Below are 19230 nucleotides of genomic sequence, written 5' to 3'. Positions count from 1 at the left end.
GAACGCCGCCGACACGGCTTCCGATCGCCCCCGCGAGCTCAGGCTCCGGGGGCGATCGCCACGCGCAGGTGGCGACCCGACCGGGCAAGCTCGATCGCGTCGTCGAGCCGGTCGAGCGGCAAGGGCGTCGAGACGAGGTCGGCGAACGGGTAGCGGCGGGTGCCCGGGGCGCGCATGAAGGCGACGGCAGCCTCGAGGTCGGCGGATGTCGGCACGCCGACCCGCAGGGTCGTTTCCGGTGAGGCTTCGCTCGCGGTACGGAAGCGCGCGCTCAGATCCGTCTCGGGCACGTGCTCGGGCGCCAGCGCAGCGCCGAAGCGCTCGGCCCGCGCGCGCACCCGCGGATCGGCTGAGGCGAGCCGCGCTCGTCCACCCCGCTCGGCGATCATGGCGGACAGCACGAGCGGATCGGCGCCGGTGCCGGCGATGGTCACGAGCAGGTCCTCGGGATCGGAGATCTCTTCCAGCCGTCGCACGAGCCCGGCCGCTCGCGCGACCGCGCCCGACACGGGGGCCAGGATGCAGGCGGGGAGCGCCTCGCCCACACGGACGATCGGCGTGCCGGTGACCAGATGCACGTGCGTCGCGAAGCCGCCCACGAGTTCGCGATGGGCTCCGATGCGCTCATGCGGTCCCACGGCGCTCACGACGCGCTCCCCGAGCTCGAGCGGAATGCCGTCCGCCGCCGCGACCGCGCCGCCGAGCGCCGCGACCCTGCCGACGAACTCACGGCCGAGGACCGTCGGCACCGGGCATTGCTCCTCACCGTCCGTGATCGCGATGTCGTCCTCGGTGATCGTGACGAGCTCGACACGGACGAGCACTTCGCCCGGCCCGAGCACGACGCCGGGCACGGCGATCGTCTCCTGGTCGCGGCCCGGCCCCATCCATGCGCGTGCCAGTGCAGCAGGACGCAGCAGCACGTCCATCGGTGCCGGGGTCGCCAGTTCCATTCGCGCCCTCTCGCCCGTGGTGACCCCCTCACTGTCGCAAAGGCCGCCGGGCCCGCGGCGCGGCGGCGCACGCCGTTTCGCGAATGTTCACCGGATGGTGGGCGGACCGCCTCCCCGGCGCCGCGGGTACGCTGGAATCCGGCGCGCGAGTGCCGGAGAGGACCATCATGAGAATCGTCGACTCGGCCGACTGGCGCGATCGCCTCACCTACGAGACGCCCTACCGCGTCGCCGACGTCATGCCGGGTGATCCCGCGCGATGCGCCGCCTGCCCCGCCGACGCCGGTGCCCATGATCGCGACCACCTGTGGGCGGTCAAGCACCGCCACCCGACCAACCACGGCGGCTTCGTCCGGTTCTACTGCGAGTCGCACGTTCCGGAGCGCAAGCAACCCGTCGCGGTCGCGACACGTTCGGCACCCGCGCGACGTGCCGCGCCCCGAGCTGCAGCGCCGCGCACTCCGAAGGCGCCCGCACCCTCGGATGTCGTCCGCGCGATGTGCCCGGACTGCTTCGTCGAGGTGTCCGCCGCGGGCGAGTGCGGCGTCTGCGGCATCCGGATCTGACGGCGTGAGCGAACCGGCCGCCGCGAACTATCCGACCGCGCTGTGGTGCCGGTCCCGCCGCGGATCGGCATTGTGCACCCGCCCGAGGGGACACGCGGGGCTGCATAACCGGCTCGGAACGTCGCAGATGTGGTCAGAGGCGCAGGCCGATCCGCCACGATGCTCGGGCAGCGGTGAGCCTGCGCAGCCGTCGCCGACACTGCCCGGCGGTTTTCCCTTCGGACGGGGACTGTGCCCCGTGTGCACGGCCTTCGTCGAATTGAGCGAGGGTCGCATCGACCGCCACGACGCCTTCCGCGGCACGACGGATGCCGCCGAGGCCGAGGCCCGGGCTCAGTGGTTCAACACCGTCGGGTGGAACTGACCGCCCGCGCCAACAGACGGTGGACTGTCAGGCGCCCGCTTCGTCGTCACGCCACGGCAGATTGAGGTCTTCGGCGGGCACATCGACGTCGCCGACATCGTCGGGACCGCCGGTTCCCGGACGCGCACGCACGAGCTCGTCATCGACGTCCTCGTCGGGGCTGGTCGGGGCCTCGTCCTGCTTCTCACGGGTCTCGGTGTCGCTGGCCGGGCTGTAGCGCATGTCCTTGCGGACCGCCTCCGGCTCGGAGAGCGGTTCCTGGTCGGTCGCCGGGTCCTGCTGGCTCATCACGTCTCCCTCGCTGTCGGCGCGCCGATTCCGACGCTCGCGACCACGCTAGGCAGCGCCGCCGATCGCGTCAGGCGCGTTGACCAGCCGGGAGCCTCGTGCAATGATCCTCGGCCGATGCGAGCCGTATCCGATGACGATCGTCAGCGCAAGTGCGAGGTGCCCGGCGGCGCTAGCCGACACAGTGTTGTCATGAGACGAATCACGTACGCGGGCGACACGGTGATCACGACGGATGACGTTGCGGAGGCACTGGTGGAGCTCACGGCGGCGGTCGCCAATTACGGCCGCGCCGAAGCCGTGCGGATTCCGATCGTGCTCGAACCGAGCGGGCGTGTCGATGAGGCCGAACTTGTCATCGGGGTCGGCAACGACGTGCTGTCCGCCCCCATCGACTGGGACGCCGATGAACCGGACTTCTCCGAGGGGGCGGAAGACCTTCGAGCACACGAGAGCTACCCTCAGCGCCGTTCCGAGGGCGCTCACCTCTATGCCCTCGACGACGAGGCACCCGCACAGTGGGACCCCGACCTCGAGGGCTTCCGCGACGCCTGACCTTTCGCGTCACACTGCCGTCGACCGTGCGGCGCTGACTCGCTCGATGGCGTAGCGTGGCCGAACGTGCGAGCGATGGTCATGGACAGCATCCGCGGGCCGGTGACGGTTCGCGAGGTGGCCGATCCGAGCGTCCCCGCCGACGGGGTGGTGGTGTCGGTGCGCGCCACCGGGCTCTGTCGAAGCGACTGGCACGCCTGGGCCGGCCACGACGACATCGCACTCCCCCACACCCCCGGGCATGAGTTCTCAGGTGTCATCTCCGAGGTCGGTGCGGAAGTCGCGGGCTGGCAGGTGGGTGATCGCGTCACGACGCCGTTCGTGATCGGCTGCGGTCGATGCGAGTGGTGCGCACGCGGCGATGCTCAGGTCTGCCCGCACCAGCAGCAGCCCGGCTTCACCTACGCCGGCTCGTTCGCCGAGCGGGTCGTCGTGCCGGCGGCCGACGTCAACCTCGTCGGCATCCCCGACGGCGTCTCGTTCGAAGCCGCGGCGGCGCTCGGATGCCGCTTCGCCACGGCGTACCGCGCGCTGATCGCCCGGGCGACCCTGAGCGGCGGCGAGTGGATCACGATCGTCGGCGCAGGCGGTGTCGGCCTCAGCGCCGTGATGATCGCACGGGCTCTGGGAGCGCGGGTCATCGCGGTCGACCGGTCGCCTGGCGCTTTGCAGACCGCCTCGGAGCTCGGCGCCGAACACGTCGTCGCCGCTGACGGGCAGGACGTCCCCGCCGTCGTTCACGAGCTGACGGGCGGGGGCAGCCACGTCTCGGTCGATGCGGTGGGCAGCGAGCAGACCGCATCCGATGCGATTCTGAGCCTTCGTCGTCGAGGACGTCATGTGCAGATCGGGCTGCTGCCCTCGGCATCCGGTCGTAGCGCCGCTGCCCTGGCCCGCGTCATCGCGTGGGAGCTCGACCTGCTCGGCAGCCACGGCATGGCAGCAGAGGACTACCCCGGAATGATGGCGCTGATCGGCGACGGCAGCCTGCGCCCGCAGGACCTCGTGCAGCGGGTCGTCGGACTGGAGGAAGGTGCGCGACTGTTGCCGGCCATGGACACCGCGGCAGCGGCGGGCATGACGATGATCGATCCGCGGCTGGTCTGACACACGCGATACGCGAAGACCCCGCCCGGACGCAGTGGTCACGAGCGGGGTCTTCGTCGCCGGGACTACCCGGCCGGGACTTGGTCAGCCCTGGGGCATATCAGCCCTGGGGCTTGCGGTTCTCGGCGCTGACCATCCAGGCGAGCTGCTCGAGGCGCTCGAGGATCGAGTGCAGGATGTCGGCGGTCGTCGGGTCTTCCTCGTCGACCTCGTCGTGCACATCACGGCACGTGCCGATCGTCGCCTCGAGGCGCTCGGTGATCAGGTCGATGACCTCGGCGGTGTCGATCTCGCCCTGCGGGAACTCGGGCAGCGTCGTGGTCTCGGCGACGGTGTCGCTGCGGCCATCCGGGAGGGCGTGAAGCGCACGCATGCGCTCGGCGACGGTGTCGGCGAACTCGCGGGCGGCGTCGATGATCTCGTCGAGCTGGAGGTGGGTGTCGCGGAAGTTGCGTCCGACGACGTTCCAGTGCGCCTGCTTGCCCTGGAGCGACAGCTCGATGAGGTCGACGAGCACCTTCTGGGTGTTCTCGCTGAGCTTCTGCGAGGCGCGGAAGCCGCTCTCGGCGTTCTGCTCGTTGGTCAGACCGGCGCCGGAAGCGCGGCGCTTGTTGCGCGTGGTGGTGGTGTTCGTGGCCATAGTGTTGCCTCCTCGAGTCGAGATGACATCCACGCTAGGCAGGGCGAGGGCGCGGCGCCCACCGGTTGATGGAACGTGCGGGGGCTGGTAACGGGTGTTCAGAAGTCTTCGTCACGAAGACCGAGTTCGAGCCAACGACGAGCGGCGACGTCTCCCTCGAGCCATCGCACGCCGAACGTCTGCGACGCACCCCACCTCGCCGAGAGCCAGTGGCGGCCCAACAGACGCCGCTCGTGCACCGTGCTTTGCAGGTGGTAAGCAAGGTACCCGGCCTCGAGCTCACGAACCGTGTGCCATCCAGGACCGTAGTCCTCGAAGGGGAGCTCACGCGATCCATCGGGCCACACGACGGTGAACCACAACCAGCGCTGCCTCGACGGAAATCGCATCTCGCGGACGACGCTCGCCACATGACCGACGACCTGGTCTTCGATCACGAGCGCTCCGATTCGTCGGTCGTACGCCCGCAGAGTGTCATCTGTGGGCGTGTCGACACCGGGCGACCCGTCGTACTGCGGGTCTCCGGCGCGCTCGCGTGGCATGCCTCGATTGTGCCAGCCGTGGGCGGTGGGCTTCACCGATAGCGGCAGGGCGTCAGACGTTGAAGCGGAACTCCACGACGTCGCCGTCCTGCATGACGTAGTCCTTGCCCTCGAGGCGCGCCTTGCCCTTCGCGCGGGCCTCGGCGACGGAGCCGGTCGCGACGAGGTCCTCGAACGAGATGACCTCGGCCTTGATGAAGCCCTTCTCGAAGTCGGTGTGGATCACGCCGGCGGCCTGCGGAGCCTTCCAGCCCTTGCCGATCGTCCAGGCACGCGCTTCCTTCGGGCCCGCGGTGAGGTAGGTCTGCAGGCCGAGCGTGTCGAACCCGATGCGCGCGAGCTGGTCGAGGCCCGACTCGTCCTGACCGGTCGAGGCGAGCAGCTCGGCGGCTTCTTCCGGGTCGAGGTCGATGAGCTCCGACTCGATCTTCGCGTCGAGGAACACCGCCTGAGCGGGCGCGACAAGCGCGGCGAGCTCCGCCTTGCGCGCGTCATCCGTGAGAACGGCCTCGTCGACATTGAAGACGAAGATGAAGGGCTTGGCCGTCAGCAGACCGAGCTCCTTGATGGGCGCGAGGTCGATGCCCGAGCCCGACAGCAGCTCGCCGCGCTGCAGGGCATCCTGAGCCGCCTTGGCGGCGTCGAGCACGGAGGGGTCGAGCTTCTTGCCGCGAACCTCCTTCTCGTAGCGCGTGATCGCCTTCTCGAGGGTCTGGAGATCGGCGAGCTGCAGCTCGGCGTTGATCGTCTCCATGTCGTTCTGCGGGTTCACGGCGCCCTCGACGTGCACGACGTCGTCGTCGGCGAAGCCGCGGACGACCTGCGCGATCGCGTCGGCCTCGCGGATGTTCGCGAGGAACTGGTTGCCCAGCCCCTCACCCTCCGACGCACCGCGCACAATGCCGGCGATGTCGACGAACGACACCGCTGCGGGAAGGATGCGCTCGGAGTGGAAGATCTCGGCCAGCACCTTCAGGCGCGGGTCGGGCAGGTTCACCACGCCGACGTTCGGCTCAATCGTCGCGAACGGGTAGTTCGCGGCGAGAACCTGGTTCTTGGTCAGGGCGTTGAAGAGGGTCGACTTGCCGACGTTGGGCAGTCCTACGATTCCGATGGTGAGAGCCACGGGCATCCAGTCTACGTGGCCCACCGGCATCGCCTCCGACCGATGCGGATCGCCCGGCTCGGCGGCGCGCCTCCCTTCCCCCGCTCCGAACGCGGGTGACGCTTGTCCCGTGGCACTGGACTTCACCGCGATCGACTTCGAGACGGCGAACTCCTCCAGTGCATCCGCATGCTCGGTCGGACTCGTCCGCGTTCGCGATGGCGAGGTCGTCGCTTCCGACGGCTGGTTGATCCGACCACCCTCCGGCCACGACCGATTCTTCGATATCAACGTGTCCATCCACGGGATCACCGCCGACGCGGTGGAGCATGCCCCCGGCTGGGTAGCGCAACTCCCCCGGCTTCTCGAGTTCATCGGTGACGACGTACTGGTTGCGCACAACGCCGGATTCGATATGGCCGTGCTGCGCCGCGCGTGCGAGGCGACGGATGCCGTGCTCCCCGCGATCCGCTCGGTGTGCAGCGTGCAGCTGGCACGCAAGACGTATCAGCTCGACTCCTACAGACTGCCGCTCGTGGCCGCCGCCGTCGGCTTCCTCGACTTCGCGCACCACGACGCCCTGGCGGACGCACTCGCGTGCGCACACATCACGATCGACGCGGCCCGTCGGGCCGGCGCGCACGACCTGGTCGAACTCGCAATGCTGCTGGGGGTGCGCGTGCCCGAGCACGAGCCGATCGGGGCTTCGCTGCTCAGCCCAGCCTGACCGAACCGCTCGCCGGTCTCGGGCCTGGGGACAGTTCCGGAGCGATGTCGGAGGTCCGTGACATGATTCGAACATGCATTCGAATGGCGGACTTGGCGGCGGGATGGGCAGCGACGGCGACGTCGACGTCCTCGCTCAGCTGGTCGCGGATGCCGAGGGCATAGCGGATGCCGCACGAGCGGCACAGGTCCGGGAGGTTCGTCTCCTCGCTGCAGCCGGTCAGCTGGCTGAGTCCCAGGCCGCCGGGTCGTCGGAGAAGGTCAAGGCGCGCGAGATGGCGCTTCGCGGCATCGCCGCGGAGTTGGCCGGGGTGTTCGTCACGACCGACCGGACCCTGCAGCGCCGCATCGATGAAGCGCGGGACCTGGTCGAGAACTACCCGGTGACGATGGCGGCCTGGAAGCCGGGCGGATCGTCCGCGGACACGTCCGGGTCATTCAGGAGGTCGGATGTCTGGTACCCGTGGGCGAGCGGGCGGAGTTCGAACGCGTCGCGATCGACCGGTGCGAGGACGAGAGGCCCAACCGGGTGCTGGAGGCATTGCGGATGATCGCGGAACGGATGCACCCGCGGAGCTTCACCGAGCGGCACGAGGAGGCCGCGGCCGGTCGGTGCGTGCGGGTGCAGCCCAGTTCGGATGGGATGTCGGATCTCATCGCAACCCTGCCGACCGTCATCGCCGACGGGATCGTCGACCGGCTGACGCGGCAGGCGCGGGAGATCATCAACGCGCGGGCCCAGGCCGACGCTGCAGCCGGCTTCGCTGAGGGGCGAGCCGACGCGCGAGCAGACGCGAACGATGACGGCACGACCATTCACGACGGGTCGTCGTTCGTCGGTGACGCCCGAACCATCGACCAGGTCCGCGCCGACGTGTTCTCCGACCTCCTCCTCGCCGGCACACCCGCCCTCGACCCCACCGGCACAGGTGACGGCGACGGAACGCTCGGAGCGATCCGCGCACACGTGCAAGTGGCCGTGTCCGCGCTCACGCTCATGGGGCAAGACGAGGGGCCGGCCGACCTGGCCGGCCGCTCCCCCATCGACGCCGCGACCGCCCGCGAGCTCGCCGGCAACGCGACCTCATGGGACCGGCTCCTCACCCACCCCGTCACCGGAACCGTGCTCGAATGCGACACCTACCGGCCCACCGCAGCCATGGTCAGACTGCTGAGAGCGCGGGACCGGCACTGCCGGTTCCCCGGATGCCAACAACCCGCCATCCGCTGCGAACTCGACCACACCATCGCCGCATCCGACGGCGGAGCGACGCACGTGTGCAACCTCGCCAACCTCTGCAAAAGACACCACGACGTCAAACACCACACCCGATGGCACGTCCGACAACTCGCGGGCGGGCGGCTCGTGTGGACCTCACCCACCGGACGGGCCTACCGCGAAGACGCACCACCACCCCTCGTCGCCTTCACGACCACAGATCCGCCCGATCCGGGGCTTCCACCGTTCTGACGAGTTCGCCGTTCGGTTGGCGCTGGTCGTGGGTTCGGCGCGCACAGACCGCAGGTTCGGCGTGCGCTCACTCGCGCACTCGCGCGTACGCAGCTCGCCGCTTCGCCGGTACCGGTCACCGAGTCAGCGTGCGCAGACCCACCCGGCCCCGGCTTCGACGGTTCTGACGAGTCCATCGTTCGGTTCGCCCTGGTCGCCTGCTCAGCGCGGCCGATTGATGATTCCATGTCAGCGCCGCGCGCGGGAGTGCGGGACTACGCGCCATCACCCGGCGACGCCTGCGTGCGCGGCCACGGTGCCCACCCGTCCGCCGCGGTGCGGAGCACCTCCGCGGCGCTCGACAGCCGCTGCACCGGAAAGTCCTCCACGCGCGATTGGCCGGATCGGCTGCCCTCGGGGAATGTGAACGCGTGCTCCACCGGAAGCTCGGCGCCGGGCACGATAGCCTCGCGGAAGTTCCCCGTCACGACCGCGAAGACCTGCTCCTCGAGTTCGTCTGCGACAGACCGCCATTCCTCGTCACATGCGTCGCACCCGCAATGGGGGTAGTGAGCGTCATGCAGCAGTCCCGAGTGCACCGAGAGACCCGGATACGCATCGAAAACGAAAGTCACCGATGCGCACTGCGGGTCGGCGGGCTCCAGGCGCACCGCACGGAGCACAGCGAAAGAGCTCGGTCTGTTCAGATCTGAGGCGACCTCAACACCCTCCTCGACGTCGACCTCGAATGTCTCGCTTAGGTGAGCGATGAGCGCATCGCCGACAGCATGCAGCGGCGCGAAGCGCTCCGGGTGCGTGTCGACCGAATAGGCGTCTTCTGGAGGCGATCCCGGCCAACGTCTGCCGTACTCGATGACCGCGCCGTCGGCATCGCGGAACGCCGGCGTGTCGATAGTCGGGCGCACGTAGCCTCTCATGCCGACATCCTGCCGCACCGTCCGCTCCGGGCGCGGAGAGAGCCGCGCCGGACGCCCCGCCTCCGGGCGATGTCGGAGCCACCCGGCATCCTGGACACATGGACGCCGCTCTCGTCTTCATCCTCATCGTCGTCGCCGCGATCGCCGCCGCCGGCGGCTGGTTCGCGGGCTCCGCTCGCGCCTCACGCGAGGGAGCAGCCGACCGAGTCCGTCTCGAGGCTCGCGCGGCCGTCGCTGAGGCCGAGCGCGACGCCCACGCCGAGCAACTGGAACGACAGCGCGAGCTGCAGCGCGAGCTGGGAACCCAGGCGCGGCTCGACCAGGCCGCTCGCGACGAACGCGAACGCCGCGAGCAGGCGGTCTTGCGAGCGCTCGCCCCCGTCCAGGAGTCGCTGCAGGCGATGCAGGCCAAGGTCGAGCTCCTCGAACGCGAACGCAGCGAGCAGTTCGGTTCGGTCGCGGAGCAGCTGCGACTCGGACGCGAGACCGACGAGGCGCTGCGTTCGACGACGGAGTCGCTCGCCGGCGCCCTGCGCTCGAGCGCGGCCCGTGGCGTCTGGGGCGAGACGCAGCTGCGACGCATCGTCGAGTCCGCCGGCCTCACCCGCTACGTCGACTTCGAGCTGCAGTCCAGCATCTCGTCCGACAGCGGCGCGGGGCGCCCCGACCTGATCGTCCGTCTCCCCGGCGACAAGGCGCTCGCGGTCGACGCGAAGGTGCCGCTCGACTCGTATCTCGAGGCGAGCGCGATACCCGTCACCGCGCAGGGTGAGGAGGCGCGACGCCGCAAAGCGTTGCTGACGGCGCACGTCAAGGCGGTGCGCGCCCACGTGGACGCCCTCGCGAAGAAGGCCTACTGGCAGGGCCTGAGCTCGAGTCCCGAGTTCGTCGTCTGCTTCATCCCGAGCGAATCGCTTCTCGCGGCGGCGCTCGACGAAGACCCCGCGCTGCTCGACTACGCCTTCAGCCGGCGCGTCGCACTCGCGTCACCGGTCAACCTGTGGGCGGTGCTGAAGACCGTGGCATACACGTGGACCCAGCAAGACGTCTCCGACGAGGCCCGGCGCCTGTTCGACCTCGGCAACGAGCTGTACCAGCGTCTCGGAGGGCTTGCCTCCCACGCCGGCGACCTGCGCCGTGCGATCGAGCGGACGGTCGAGTCCTACAACAAGTTCGTGGGGACGCTCGAGAGCAGGGTGCTCGTGACGGCGCGGAAGTTCCCGGGCATCGACGAGACACGGCTCGAGGCAACGAGCGCGCCGAGCCCGATCGAGACGTCGACGCGGATGACGACGGCTCCCGAGCTGCTCAGCGCGGACGTCGGCGAGCTTCGCGAACGGCTGTGACGCGTCGGCGGAGGGGAAGGGAGGCGAGCTGTCCGGTCAGGCCGGGAACATGTTGACGAGGCCGACGACGGCGACGGAGACGGCGAGGAAGGCGCCGATCATCCACCAGGCACTCATCTGATGTCCCTCGGGGTGGCGCCGACGCAGCAGCACGTCCGGACGTCGAGCGGGGTCGATCGTCACCGCGACCTGGCCGGTCGGCGGGTTGTTTGCTGTCATCGACATGGTTCTCCCGGGTGCTGACGTAAGGGTGGTCATCGCCGTTGATACCGCTGCCATTCTGACAGAGCCTTGCTGGGAGCATCAGTGGTTGACACGCAGTCGTGTCGTGATAGTTACCCGCCCGAGTTCAGAGCCACTTGGATGTGAGGTGCTCCGAGGTGATCCGACGCAGCGTCCCCGACGCGCCGCGCAGCACCACGCTCTCGGTGTACACGTAGTCGCCTTCGCGCCGAACGCCCCCGACGAGCTCGCCGTTGGTCACACCGGTCGCCACGAAGATCGTGTTCTTGCCGCGGACGAGATCGTCGGCCTCGTAGACGTGACCGTCGAGGTTGAGCCCGGCGTCGATGCCGCGCTGCTTCTCGTCGTCGTCGCGCGCCCACAACCGGCCCTGGATGTGACCGCCGAGGGCCTTGATGGCGCACGCGGTGACGATGCCCTCCGGGCTGCCGCCGACACCCACGCACATGTCCGTGCGCGCGTTGTGCCGGGCCGCGTTGATCCCACCCGCGACGTCGCCGTCGCTCATCAGCCGCGTGCCCGCGCCGGCATCCCGGATCTCCTGGATCAGCTGCGCGTGACGCGGACGGTTCAGGACCGAGACCACCAGTTCATCGACAGGCTTGCCGAGAGCCTTCGCGAGCCGCCGGATGTTCTCGGCGATGGGCAGTCGGATGTCGACGACGCCGACACCCGCAGGGCCGGTGACGAGCTTGTCCATGTAGAACACCGACGAGGCGTCGAGCATCGCTCCCCGGTCGGCGACCGCGATGACCGAGAGCGCGTTGTTGCGCCCCTCCGCGGTGAGGGTCGTGCCGTCGATCGGATCCACGGCGATGTCGGCCTGGGGCCCGCGACCGGTGCCGACCTTCTCGCCGTTGAAGAGCATGGGTGCGGCATCCTTCTCACCCTCGCCGATGACGATCACGCCGTCGAAGTTGACCGTCGTGAGGAACGCGCGCATGGCGTCGACGGCCGCCCCGTCGGCGAGCTCCTTCTGCCCGCGGCCGATGAACGGCACCGAACGGATCGCCGCCGCCTCTGTCGCGCGCACGAGCTCGAGCGCGAGGTTTCGATCGGGATGCAGCGGACTCATGTCGGCGGTCAAACTCACCATGCGCCACAGCATAGGTGCGGGCAGGCGCGGGGATCCGCCGCTTTCGGCCGCGCGCCCACGAAGGAATCGGGATTCTTAACGAATCCGTACATCCAGCCGCGTCGCGAACACGTGACAACAAGCAGCGTCGTTTCTCCGGCCGCCCCGCGGACGGCGAGAGCGGCCTTCGATAAAGTGGGCTCGGTAACACCGCCGATTTGAGGAGCTCTCATGCCCATCGCCACCCCCGAACAGTACGCAGAGATGCTGGATCGCGCGAAGGCCGGTGGTTTCGCCTACCCCGCCATCAACGCCGCCAGCTCGCAGTCCATCAACGCCGTTCTTCAGGGCCTGACCGAGGCCGGCTCCGACGGCATCATCCAGGTCACGACCGGTGGCGCCGACTACTTCGCCGGACACACCGTCAAGGGCCGCGCGACCGGTGCGCTCGCCTTCGCGAAGTTCGCCCACGAGGTCGCCAAGAACTACCCCGTCACGGTCGCGCTCCACACCGACCACTGCCCGAAGCCCGCCCTCGACGACTTCCTGCTGCCGCTCATCTCGGCATCGGAGGAGGCCGTCGCCGACGGCGGTCAGCCGATCTTCCAGTCGCACATGTGGGACGGCTCGGCCGTGCCGCTCGCCGAGAACATCGAGATCGCCAAGGAGCTGCTGCCCCGCATCAAGGCGATCCGCGCGATCCTCGAGGTCGAGATCGGCGTCGTCGGCGGCGAAGAGGACGGCGTGCAGCACGAAGGCTCGAACGACGCCCTCTACACCACGACCGGTGACGTCTCCCAGGTCGTCGAGGCTCTCGGGCTCGGTGACCAGGGCCGCTGGATCGCCGCTCTCACCTTCGGCAACGTCCACGGCGTCTACAAGCCGGGCAACGTCAAGCTCAAGCCCGAGCTGCTCGGCGAGATCCAGGCCGGCATCGCGTCGAAGTTCGGCACCGGCGAGAAGCCCCTCGACCTCGTCTTCCACGGCGGCAGCGGCTCGACCGACGAGGAGATCGCCCTCGCCGTCGCGAACGGTGTCGTGAAGATGAACATCGACACCGACACGCAGTACGCGTTCACGCGCTCGGTGGCCGGGTTCATGTTCCAGAACTACGACGGTGTGCTGAAGGTCGACGGCGAGGTCGGCAACAAGAAGGCTTACGACCCGCGCGCCTGGGGCAAGAAGGCCGAGTCGGCGATGGCCGCTCGCGTCGTCGAGGCGACCCGCCAGCTCGGCTCGTTCGGCCAGTCCCAGAGCTGACCGCCGGCCACACGGAACGGCGCCCCGCGGATTCGTTCGCGGGGCGCCGTTCTGTCGTTCTCGGGTACGCGTCAGCGGCTGGTCGAGAACCCGTCGAGCACAGCCGGGTCGGACAGCAGCGGCACCGCCAGCAGCAGGCTCACGATGATGAATGTCACGATCGCGCCGACGAGCGGGATCCACCACGACAGCCGCCGCAGCGACAGCGACCACCACGACAGCACCGCGGTCAGCAGCCACCCCGCGCCGTAGACGACGGCGGCGGCGATGCCCCACGCCCGTCCGCCCGCCGGGTCCGCGAGCGTCCCGTCGATACCAGCCATGTCCATCCACGTCTGCGCGAAGCCCGTGAAGTCGACCAGCTGCGGGATGGCTCCGAGCACCGTCACCAGGCCGTACGCGAGCAGCGCGACCGTGATGATCCGGTCGGCGAGCCGCGTGGGGCGCGCAGCCGACGTGGTCGGGCGCGGCGAGGGAAGCTGCTGTCGTGCGGACTCATGGGGACGGGGTGCCGCTGAGCCGGCCGGCACCTGCGCCGTCTCGACCACATCGGGGTGCGGTGCTTCCCCGCCCAGTGCCGCGATGCGGGCGCGTTGCTCCTCGGGGGTGGCGTACTCGCCGTACTGCGGGCGCGGACGTTCCTGCTCGCTCATGACCGCCCCCGTCCGCCGCGTGCGCGGGCGTCCTGCTTCCCGGCGGCATCCGTGCGCAGCTCCTTCGGCAGGGAGAACATGAGGTCTTCCTCGGCCGTTCGGATCTCGTCGACATCGGCGTAACCGGCATCCGCGAGACTGGAGAGCACCTGCTGCACGAGCACCTCGGGTACCGAAGCGCCGCTCGTGACCCCGACCGTCCGGACGCCGTCGAGCCACTCCTGCCGGATCTCATCGGCATAGTCGACGCGGTACGCGGCGCGAGCGCCGTACTCGAGCGCGACCTCGACGAGCCTCACACTGTTGGACGAGTTCGCCGACCCCACGACGATCACCAGGTCGGTTTCGGCGGCGATCTTCTTGATGGCGACCTGGCGGTTCTGGGTCGCGTAGCAGATGTCGTCCGAGGGCGGATCCTGCAGTTCGGGGAACCGCACGCGCAGCCGCCGAACGGTCTCCATCGTCTCGTCGACGGAGAGCGTGGTCTGCGAGAGCCAGACGACCCGCGACGGGTCGCGCACCTCGACGGTGTCTGCGTGTTCGGGCGACGTCACGATCGTGATGTGCTCGGGCGCCTCGCCGGCGGTCCCCTCGACCTCCTCGTGCCCCTCGTGGCCGATCAGCAGGATCTCGCGGTCGTCGCGCGCGAACCTCACGGCCTCACGGTGCACCTTGGTCACGAGCGGGCAGGTCGCGTCGATCGCCTGCAGCCCCCGATCGGACGCCGCCGAGACCACCGCGGGAGACACCCCGTGCGCGCTGAAGACGACGTGCGCGCCCTCGGGCACCGCGTCGACCTCGTCGACGAAGACGGCGCCGCGCTCCTCGAGCTCGCGCACGACGTGGATGTTGTGCACGATCTGCTTGCGCACGTAGACGGGCGCACCGAAGCGTTCCAGCGCCTTCTCGACCGCGACGACGGCGCGGTCGACTCCGGCGCAGTATCCTCGCGGAGCTGCCAGGAGCACCCGCTTGGCGGCGCCCACAGGGATATCCTGGAGACGGCCGTGACGCCCCGGCACGCGGGGAACGGGCAGCCGGACGGCGGGAGTGCTCACTCCTCGATTCTACGAGGCGCATCCTGCCAGCCGCTCGGAACCGGCCGTGAGGAGCCCCATGCCGTCGTTCGAGACCGCGCCCGATCAGACGCCGCCGCCGGATGCCGTCCATCCTCGCGATTCGTCGCCGCAGACGCCGACCTCGATCTCGCGGCTCAACGAGACCATCCGCGACTTCGTGCAGCGGTGGAACGCCGTGTGGGTCGAGGGCGAGATCACCTCCTGGAACCTCCGCGGCGGTCATGTCTTCGGCCGCCTGAAGGACGCCGAAGCGGATGCCGCGCTCTCGTTCCGCCTCTGGTCGAGCACCCTGCAGCGCCTCGGCTCGAGCCCGCAGGTCGGCGACCGCGTCGTCGCGTGCGTCAAGAGCGACTACTTCGTGAAGTCCGGCGACTTCTCGTTCACGGTGTCGGCCATGCGACCGACAGGTCTCGGCGATCAGCTCGTCCAGCTCGAGCGTCTACGCGCGAAGCTGCGGGCGGAAGGTCTGTTCGATCCGTCCCGCAAGCGGAGCCTGCCGTTCCTCCCCCACATGATCGGCCTGATCACGGGTGAGCGCAGCGACGCGGAACGCGACGTGCACCGCAACGCCGAGCTGCGCTGGCCGCACGTCGCCTTCCGCACGGTGCACGCGGCGGTGCAGGGCGATCGGTGCGTTCCCGAGACGATCGCGGCTCTGCGCGCCCTCGACGCCGACCCGGAGGTCGATGTGATCGTCATCGCGCGCGGCGGCGGCGACCCGCAGACGCTCCTCGGTTTCAGCGACGAGAGGCTGCTGCGGGCCGTGGCCGCGGCGACGACGCCGGTGGTGTCGGCGATCGGCCACGAGAACGACCATCCGCTCCTCGACGACGTCGCCGACCTCCGCGCGTCGACGCCGACGGATGCCGCCAAGCGGGTCGTGCCCGACGTCGTGGAGCAGCGCGCGCTCGTCGAGCAGCTGCGCAGCCGCGCCCGTACGCGCCTCACGCAGCGCGTTTCGCACGATCTCGCGCAGCTCGAGCAACTGCGATCGCGGCCGGTGCTGCGCAATCCGGAATCGCTCATGACGACCCGCGCGCACGAACTGCACGTCCTCACGGCGCGCGGTCGAGACGTCGTGACGCGCCGCATGGATGCCGCGGGCCACGACATCGCCCGACTCCGCGCCACACTCCGGGCGCTCTCGCCGGGCGCCACACTCGACCGTGGCTACGCCATCGCTCATCTCGATGCGGGAGTCATCATCCGAGACGCCGCGCAGGCCCCGGCGGGCTCGCACGTCACCGTCACCGTCGGCCGCGGCGCGTTCGCGGCGCGCTCCGAAGGCGTCGTCGACGACGGGGCCGCGCCCGCTGAGGCGGCGGGCGCACCGGCGGACCCGTCCTAGAATGGCTGACATGACTCCGCCGGCCGAAGGGCTCTCCGCCGACGTCGAGACCCTCAGCTTCGAACAGGCGCGCGACGAGCTCGTGCGCGTCGTTGCCGAGCTCGAACAAGGTGCGCCGACTCTCGAGCAGTCGCTCGCCCTGTGGACGCGCGGCGAGCAGCTCGCCGCACGATGCGAGGAATGGCTGCTCGGCGCCAAGCGCCGGCTCGACGAAGCGCGCGCCACGCGCGCGGACGACGCGTGATGGCCAAGGGGCCCCGCGTCGTCGCGGAGCTCGGCCGCCCCGAGACGCCCGACGAGACCGCCGCCCGCAAGGCGGCGTCGTCGCAGGTCTACCGCTCGAGCCAGAACGTGCGGAACCTGCTCGCCGCCCTCATCGTCACGGTGGCCGTCGTCGCGGTCATCGTGTTCGCCGTGCCGCGCGGCTCGGTCCCCGAACAGCCCGGCATCGACGTCGCCGCGGTCGCGACGGATGTCGGCTCCGGCATCGGTCGCCAGCTCGTGGCCCCCGAGGTGCCGGAAGCGTGGCGCGTGAACAAGGCGGAGCTCGCCGGCGACGACGTCCAGACCTGGGAGATCGTCTACGCGCCCGCCAGCGGATACGTCAACGTGCAGCAGGCGTTCGACGCCGATGCCGGCTGGGCGTCGCGGCAGGTCAGCGGCTCGCGCACGACGTCGACCGAGACCATCGACGGCGTGTCGTGGGAGGTCTTCGAGATCCCCGATCCCGCGCGCGCCGGGAACATCTCGTTTGCCCTGACGACCCAGGCGGGAGCCGACACCATCCTCGTCTACGGCGGCGGGGCCATCGACGCCGAGACCGTGCGCACCGCTGCGCGCGGCCTCGCGACCCAGATCGTCGAACTGCAGGAGGAGACACCATGACGTCGACCGCGGCCGCTCCGGCATCCCCCACGCCCCAGGAAGCCTGGGACGAGATGCGCGCGGGAAACATCCGATTCGTCGAAGGCACTCCGCGCCACCCCCGGCAGGACGTCGAGCGCCGCCACGAGATCGCCGGCTCGCAGACTCCGCGCGCCGCGCTCTTCGGCTGCTCCGACTCGCGCCTCGCGGCCGAGATCATCTTCGACGAGGGCCTCGGCGACCTCTTCGTGATCCGCAACGCCGGTCAGGTCATCTCCGACTCGGTCGTCGGCAGCCTCGAGTACGCCGTCGCCGTGCTGAACGTGCCGCTGATCGTCGTCCTCGCGCACGACGCCTGCGGCGCCGTGCGTGCCGCGATCGACAGCACGGGCATCGACGCTCCCCCGCTGCCGCCGCTCATCTGGCGTCAGATCTCCCCCATCGTGCCCGCCGTGCGCCGCGTCCTGCGGGCAGGAGCCGACGCCGGCGTCACCGCCGAGAACGTGGACGCCGAGGTCGTGGGCCGGGAGCACCTGCGCGACACGGTCGGTCAGCTGCTCCACGCGTCCGAGCTCATCAGCACCGCCGTCGCCGAGGGCCGACTGGCCATCATCGGAGCGAACTACCGCCTCGGCGAAGGCGCCGCTGAGGCTTCCATCATCCTCGGCGACGTCCACGACGACGCCGCATCCTGACGACATCCCACCGAGAGAGGAACAACGACGTGACCGACATCGAGTACCGCATCGAGCACGACACCATGGGAGAGGTCCGCGTCCCGAAGGACGCCCTCTACGCCGCGCAGACCCAGCGCGCGGTCGAGAACTTCCCGATCTCGGGCTCGGGGCTCGAGTCGAGCCAGATCGCCGCACTCGCGCGGATCAAGAAGGCCGCCGCGCTCGCCAACAAGGAGCTCGGCACGCTCGACCCCGCCATCGCCGATGCGATCGCCGGAGCAGCCGATGAGGTCGTCACCGGGCGCTACGACGCGCACTTCCCCGTCGACACGTACCAGACCGGTTCCGGCACGTCGTCGAACATGAACATGAACGAGGTGCTGGCCACCCTCGCGACCCGCGCGCTCGGCAGCACGGTGCACCCGAACGACCACGTCAACGCGTCGCAGTCGTCGAACGACGTCTTCCCGACGTCGGTGCACATCGCCGTGACCCAGGCGCTCATCGACGACCTCATCCCCTCCCTCGACCACCTCGCGGTCGCCTTCGAGACGAAGGCCGAGGAGTGGAAGGACGTCGTGAAGTCCGGTCGTACGCACCTCATGGATGCCACGCCCGTGACCCTCGGTCAGGAGTTCGGCGGCTACGCACGCCAGATGCGCCTCGGCATCGAGCGCGTCCAGGCCGTGCTGCCCCGCGTCGGCGAGGTCCCCCTCGGCGGCACCGCCGTCGGGACGGGCATCAACACGCCCCTCGGCTTCCCGCAGAAGGTCATCGAGCTGCTCGCGGCCGAGACCGAGCTTCCGATCACCGAGGCGAAGGACCACTTCGAGGCGCAGGCCAACCGAGACGGCCTCGTCGAGGCATCCGGCGCCCTGCGCACGATCGCGGTATCGCTGACGAAGATCAACAACGACATCCGCTGGATGGGCTCGGGCCCGAACACCGGTCTCGGTGAGCTCCACATCCCCGACCTCCAGCCCGGCTCGTCCATCATGCCCGGCAAGGTCAACCCGGTCGTTCCCGAAGCCGTGCTGATGGTGTCGGCCCGGGTCATCGGCAACGACGCGACGGTCGCGTGGGCCGGGGCATCCGGCTCGTTCGAGTTGAACGTCGCCATCCCGGTGATGGGCACGGCGCTGCTCGAGTCGATCCGCCTGCTCTCGAACGCCGTGCGCGTGCTCGCCGACAAGACGGTGGCCGGTCTGCAGGCCAACGTCGAACGCGCCGCCGCGTTCGCAGGCATGTCGCCGTCGATCGTCACCCCGCTGAACAAGCTCATCGGGTACGAGGCCGCGGCGAAGATCGCCAAGCACTCCGTCGCCAAGGGCATCACGGTCCGCGAGGCCGTGATCGACCTCGGATACGTCGAGCGGGGCGAGCTGACCGAGGCGCAGCTCGACGAGAAGCTCGACCTGCTCTCGATGACGCACCCTGGTTGATAATCGGAG

24 protein-coding genes are annotated in these 19230 nt (G+C 69.8%); 14 read left to right on the top strand and 10 right to left on the bottom strand.

The features are described from left to right. Nucleotides 1-38: 38 nt before the first annotated feature. Entirely contained in the window at nucleotides 39-953 is a 915-nt protein-coding gene (locus tag ACLBWJ_RS00675) for an alcohol dehydrogenase catalytic domain-containing protein (protein WP_323985764.1), read from the bottom strand. Nucleotides 954-1120: 167 nt separating this feature from the next. Here ACLBWJ_RS00675 and ACLBWJ_RS00670 point away from each other — a divergent pair, with 167 nt between their 5' ends. Together ACLBWJ_RS00670 and ACLBWJ_RS00665 are read left to right on the top strand one after the other, a co-directional pair. Continuing rightward, nucleotides 1121-1519 (top strand): glucose-6-phosphate dehydrogenase, encoded by a 399-nt coding sequence (locus tag ACLBWJ_RS00670; protein ID WP_269266125.1) that lies wholly within the window; start codon nucleotides 1121-1123, stop codon nucleotides 1517-1519. A 238-nt stretch (nucleotides 1520-1757) separates the two neighbouring features. Further along, nucleotides 1758-1883, top strand: a complete 126-nt coding sequence (locus tag ACLBWJ_RS00665) for a hypothetical protein (RefSeq protein WP_258524558.1) — start codon at nucleotides 1758-1760, stop codon at nucleotides 1881-1883. Between the two features lie 27 nt (nucleotides 1884-1910). Here the strand turns inward: ACLBWJ_RS00665 and ACLBWJ_RS00660 are convergent, their stop codons facing one another. Continuing rightward, entirely contained in the window at nucleotides 1911-2171 is a 261-nt protein-coding gene (locus ACLBWJ_RS00660) for a hypothetical protein (RefSeq protein WP_114589563.1), read from the bottom strand. Between the two features lie 192 nt (nucleotides 2172-2363). On the opposite strand from ACLBWJ_RS00660, the gene ACLBWJ_RS00655 reads away from it, so the two are divergent. Together ACLBWJ_RS00655 and ACLBWJ_RS00650 are read left to right on the top strand one after the other, a co-directional pair. Continuing rightward, entirely contained in the window at nucleotides 2364-2726 is a 363-nt protein-coding gene (locus tag ACLBWJ_RS00655) for a hypothetical protein (RefSeq protein WP_112614994.1), read from the top strand. Between the two features lie 66 nt (nucleotides 2727-2792). Next, complete coding sequence (locus ACLBWJ_RS00650; RefSeq protein WP_447659575.1) at nucleotides 2793-3833, top strand: zinc-binding dehydrogenase; 1041 nt, start codon at nucleotides 2793-2795, stop codon at nucleotides 3831-3833. Nucleotides 3834-3933: 100 nt separating this feature from the next. On the opposite strand, the gene ACLBWJ_RS00645 is transcribed toward ACLBWJ_RS00650, so the two are convergent. The 3 genes from ACLBWJ_RS00645 to ychF all read right to left on the bottom strand — a co-directional run bounded on the left by ACLBWJ_RS00645 (nucleotide 3934) and on the right by ychF (nucleotide 6141). After that, nucleotides 3934-4473 carry a Dps family protein gene (locus ACLBWJ_RS00645; RefSeq protein WP_112614998.1) on the bottom strand — a complete coding sequence of 180 codons (540 nt, stop codon included), beginning with the start codon at nucleotides 4471-4473 and terminating at the stop codon, nucleotides 3934-3936. A 98-nt stretch (nucleotides 4474-4571) separates the two neighbouring features. Then, a complete protein-coding gene (locus ACLBWJ_RS00640; protein WP_282501028.1) occupies nucleotides 4572-5015 on the bottom strand; it encodes a hypothetical protein in 444 nt (147 codons plus the stop codon). A 52-nt stretch (nucleotides 5016-5067) separates the two neighbouring features. Then, complete coding sequence (gene ychF / locus ACLBWJ_RS00635; protein ID WP_094261420.1) at nucleotides 5068-6141, bottom strand: redox-regulated ATPase YchF; 1074 nt, start codon at nucleotides 6139-6141, stop codon at nucleotides 5068-5070. A gap of 109 nt (nucleotides 6142-6250) precedes the next feature. Here ychF and ACLBWJ_RS00630 point away from each other — a divergent pair, with 109 nt between their 5' ends. From ACLBWJ_RS00630 to ACLBWJ_RS00620, 3 genes are all read left to right on the top strand, one after another. Then, nucleotides 6251-6847 (top strand): exonuclease domain-containing protein, encoded by a 597-nt coding sequence (locus tag ACLBWJ_RS00630; RefSeq protein WP_307222043.1) that lies wholly within the window; start codon nucleotides 6251-6253, stop codon nucleotides 6845-6847. 73 nt (nucleotides 6848-6920) lie between these two features. After that, entirely contained in the window at nucleotides 6921-7397 is a 477-nt protein-coding gene (locus ACLBWJ_RS00625) for a hypothetical protein (protein ID WP_447659574.1), read from the top strand. Further along, nucleotides 7283-8317: a DUF222 domain-containing protein gene (locus ACLBWJ_RS00620; protein WP_447660072.1), complete on the top strand. Its 1035-nt coding sequence runs from the start codon at nucleotides 7283-7285 to the stop codon at nucleotides 8315-8317. The genes ACLBWJ_RS00625 and ACLBWJ_RS00620 overlap by 115 nt, the downstream gene beginning before the upstream one ends. Before the next feature lie 254 nt (nucleotides 8318-8571). Here the strand turns inward: ACLBWJ_RS00620 and ACLBWJ_RS00615 are convergent, their stop codons facing one another. Next, nucleotides 8572-9234, bottom strand: coding sequence for a DUF6226 family protein (locus ACLBWJ_RS00615; RefSeq protein WP_447659573.1), 663 nt, complete (start codon nucleotides 9232-9234; stop codon nucleotides 8572-8574). A 98-nt stretch (nucleotides 9235-9332) separates the two neighbouring features. Here ACLBWJ_RS00615 and ACLBWJ_RS00610 point away from each other — a divergent pair, with 98 nt between their 5' ends. Further along, on the top strand, nucleotides 9333-10580 hold the full coding sequence (locus tag ACLBWJ_RS00610) for a DNA recombination protein RmuC (RefSeq protein ID WP_282501031.1): 1248 nt from the start codon (nucleotides 9333-9335) through the stop codon (nucleotides 10578-10580). Nucleotides 10581-10616: 36 nt separating this feature from the next. Here ACLBWJ_RS00610 and ACLBWJ_RS00605 read toward each other — a convergent pair whose 3' ends face one another. Further along, nucleotides 10617-10799 carry a UDP-N-acetylmuramyl pentapeptide phosphotransferase gene (locus ACLBWJ_RS00605; RefSeq protein WP_240309861.1) on the bottom strand — a complete coding sequence of 61 codons (183 nt, stop codon included), beginning with the start codon at nucleotides 10797-10799 and terminating at the stop codon, nucleotides 10617-10619. Nucleotides 10800-10929: 130 nt separating this feature from the next. Then, entirely contained in the window at nucleotides 10930-11919 is a 990-nt protein-coding gene (gene glpX / locus ACLBWJ_RS00600) for a class II fructose-bisphosphatase (RefSeq protein WP_274177979.1), read from the bottom strand. A gap of 210 nt (nucleotides 11920-12129) precedes the next feature. Here glpX and fbaA point away from each other — a divergent pair, with 210 nt between their 5' ends. Then, the gene (fbaA, locus tag ACLBWJ_RS00595; RefSeq protein ID WP_274177980.1) at nucleotides 12130-13158 is read left to right on the top strand and encodes a class II fructose-bisphosphate aldolase; all 1029 of its coding nucleotides are present in this window, start codon (nucleotides 12130-12132) and stop codon (nucleotides 13156-13158) included. Nucleotides 13159-13229: 71 nt separating this feature from the next. On the opposite strand, the gene ACLBWJ_RS00590 is transcribed toward fbaA, so the two are convergent. Then, the gene (locus ACLBWJ_RS00590) at nucleotides 13230-13811 is read right to left on the bottom strand and encodes a DUF6264 family protein (RefSeq protein WP_112618031.1); all 582 of its coding nucleotides are present in this window, start codon (nucleotides 13809-13811) and stop codon (nucleotides 13230-13232) included. Further along, nucleotides 13808-14869 carry a 4-hydroxy-3-methylbut-2-enyl diphosphate reductase gene (locus ACLBWJ_RS00585; RefSeq protein ID WP_274177982.1) on the bottom strand — a complete coding sequence of 354 codons (1062 nt, stop codon included), beginning with the start codon at nucleotides 14867-14869 and terminating at the stop codon, nucleotides 13808-13810. Before ACLBWJ_RS00585 ends, ACLBWJ_RS00590 begins: the two co-directional genes overlap by 4 nt. Before the next feature lie 58 nt (nucleotides 14870-14927). On the opposite strand from ACLBWJ_RS00585, the gene xseA reads away from it, so the two are divergent. From xseA to ACLBWJ_RS00560, 5 genes are read left to right on the top strand one after another with little or no spacing between them, the layout of a single operon-like run. Beyond that, on the top strand, nucleotides 14928-16238 hold the full coding sequence (gene xseA, locus ACLBWJ_RS00580; RefSeq protein WP_274177983.1) for an exodeoxyribonuclease VII large subunit: 1311 nt from the start codon (nucleotides 14928-14930) through the stop codon (nucleotides 16236-16238). Between the two features lie 10 nt (nucleotides 16239-16248). Continuing rightward, a complete protein-coding gene (locus tag ACLBWJ_RS00575; protein WP_023950420.1) occupies nucleotides 16249-16482 on the top strand; it encodes an exodeoxyribonuclease VII small subunit in 234 nt (77 codons plus the stop codon). Beyond that, on the top strand, nucleotides 16482-17123 hold the full coding sequence (locus ACLBWJ_RS00570) for a DUF4245 family protein (RefSeq protein WP_282501033.1): 642 nt from the start codon (nucleotides 16482-16484) through the stop codon (nucleotides 17121-17123). Before ACLBWJ_RS00575 ends, ACLBWJ_RS00570 begins: the two co-directional genes overlap by 1 nt. Beyond that, nucleotides 17120-17797: a carbonic anhydrase gene (locus tag ACLBWJ_RS00565; protein ID WP_269266110.1), complete on the top strand. Its 678-nt coding sequence runs from the start codon at nucleotides 17120-17122 to the stop codon at nucleotides 17795-17797. The genes ACLBWJ_RS00570 and ACLBWJ_RS00565 overlap by 4 nt, the downstream gene beginning before the upstream one ends. Before the next feature lie 29 nt (nucleotides 17798-17826). Beyond that, entirely contained in the window at nucleotides 17827-19221 is a 1395-nt protein-coding gene (locus tag ACLBWJ_RS00560) for a class II fumarate hydratase (protein WP_274177986.1), read from the top strand. The last annotated feature ends 9 nt before the right edge of the window (nucleotides 19222-19230 follow it).

Source organism: Microbacterium sp. M4A5_1d (genome assembly GCF_053345465.1).
Note: the sequence above shows the minus strand (reverse complement) of the source record. Positions and strands in the feature narration are given on the sequence as shown.

Bases quoted from the DNA above. Each gene is read 5' to 3' on its own strand.
- ACLBWJ_RS00675 (WP_323985764.1), bottom strand. From the start codon at position 953: ATGGAACTGGCGACCCCGGCACCGATGGACGTGCTGCTGCGTCCTGCT.
- ACLBWJ_RS00670 (WP_269266125.1), top strand. From the start codon at position 1,121: ATGAGAATCGTCGACTCGGCCGACTGGCGCGATCGCCTCACCTACGAG.
- ACLBWJ_RS00660 (WP_114589563.1), bottom strand. From the start codon at position 2,171: ATGAGCCAGCAGGACCCGGCGACCGACCAGGAACCGCTCTCCGAGCCG.
- ACLBWJ_RS00655 (WP_112614994.1), top strand. From the start codon at position 2,364: ATGAGACGAATCACGTACGCGGGCGACACGGTGATCACGACGGATGAC.
- ACLBWJ_RS00645 (WP_112614998.1), bottom strand. From the start codon at position 4,473: ATGGCCACGAACACCACCACCACGCGCAACAAGCGCCGCGCTTCCGGC.
- ACLBWJ_RS00640 (WP_282501028.1), bottom strand. From the start codon at position 5,015: ATGCCACGCGAGCGCGCCGGAGACCCGCAGTACGACGGGTCGCCCGGT.
- ACLBWJ_RS00625 (WP_447659574.1), top strand. From the start codon at position 6,921: ATGCATTCGAATGGCGGACTTGGCGGCGGGATGGGCAGCGACGGCGAC.
- ACLBWJ_RS00615 (WP_447659573.1), bottom strand. From the start codon at position 9,234: ATGAGAGGCTACGTGCGCCCGACTATCGACACGCCGGCGTTCCGCGAT.
- ACLBWJ_RS00610 (WP_282501031.1), top strand. From the start codon at position 9,333: ATGGACGCCGCTCTCGTCTTCATCCTCATCGTCGTCGCCGCGATCGCC.
- ACLBWJ_RS00605 (WP_240309861.1), bottom strand. From the start codon at position 10,799: ATGACAGCAAACAACCCGCCGACCGGCCAGGTCGCGGTGACGATCGAC.
- glpX (WP_274177979.1), bottom strand. From the start codon at position 11,919: ATGGTGAGTTTGACCGCCGACATGAGTCCGCTGCATCCCGATCGAAAC.
- fbaA (WP_274177980.1), top strand. From the start codon at position 12,130: ATGCCCATCGCCACCCCCGAACAGTACGCAGAGATGCTGGATCGCGCG.
- ACLBWJ_RS00590 (WP_112618031.1), bottom strand. From the start codon at position 13,811: ATGAGCGAGCAGGAACGTCCGCGCCCGCAGTACGGCGAGTACGCCACC.
- xseA (WP_274177983.1), top strand. From the start codon at position 14,928: ATGCCGTCGTTCGAGACCGCGCCCGATCAGACGCCGCCGCCGGATGCC.
- ACLBWJ_RS00575 (WP_023950420.1), top strand. From the start codon at position 16,249: ATGACTCCGCCGGCCGAAGGGCTCTCCGCCGACGTCGAGACCCTCAGC.
- ACLBWJ_RS00570 (WP_282501033.1), top strand. From the start codon at position 16,482: ATGGCCAAGGGGCCCCGCGTCGTCGCGGAGCTCGGCCGCCCCGAGACG.
- ACLBWJ_RS00565 (WP_269266110.1), top strand. From the start codon at position 17,120: ATGACGTCGACCGCGGCCGCTCCGGCATCCCCCACGCCCCAGGAAGCC.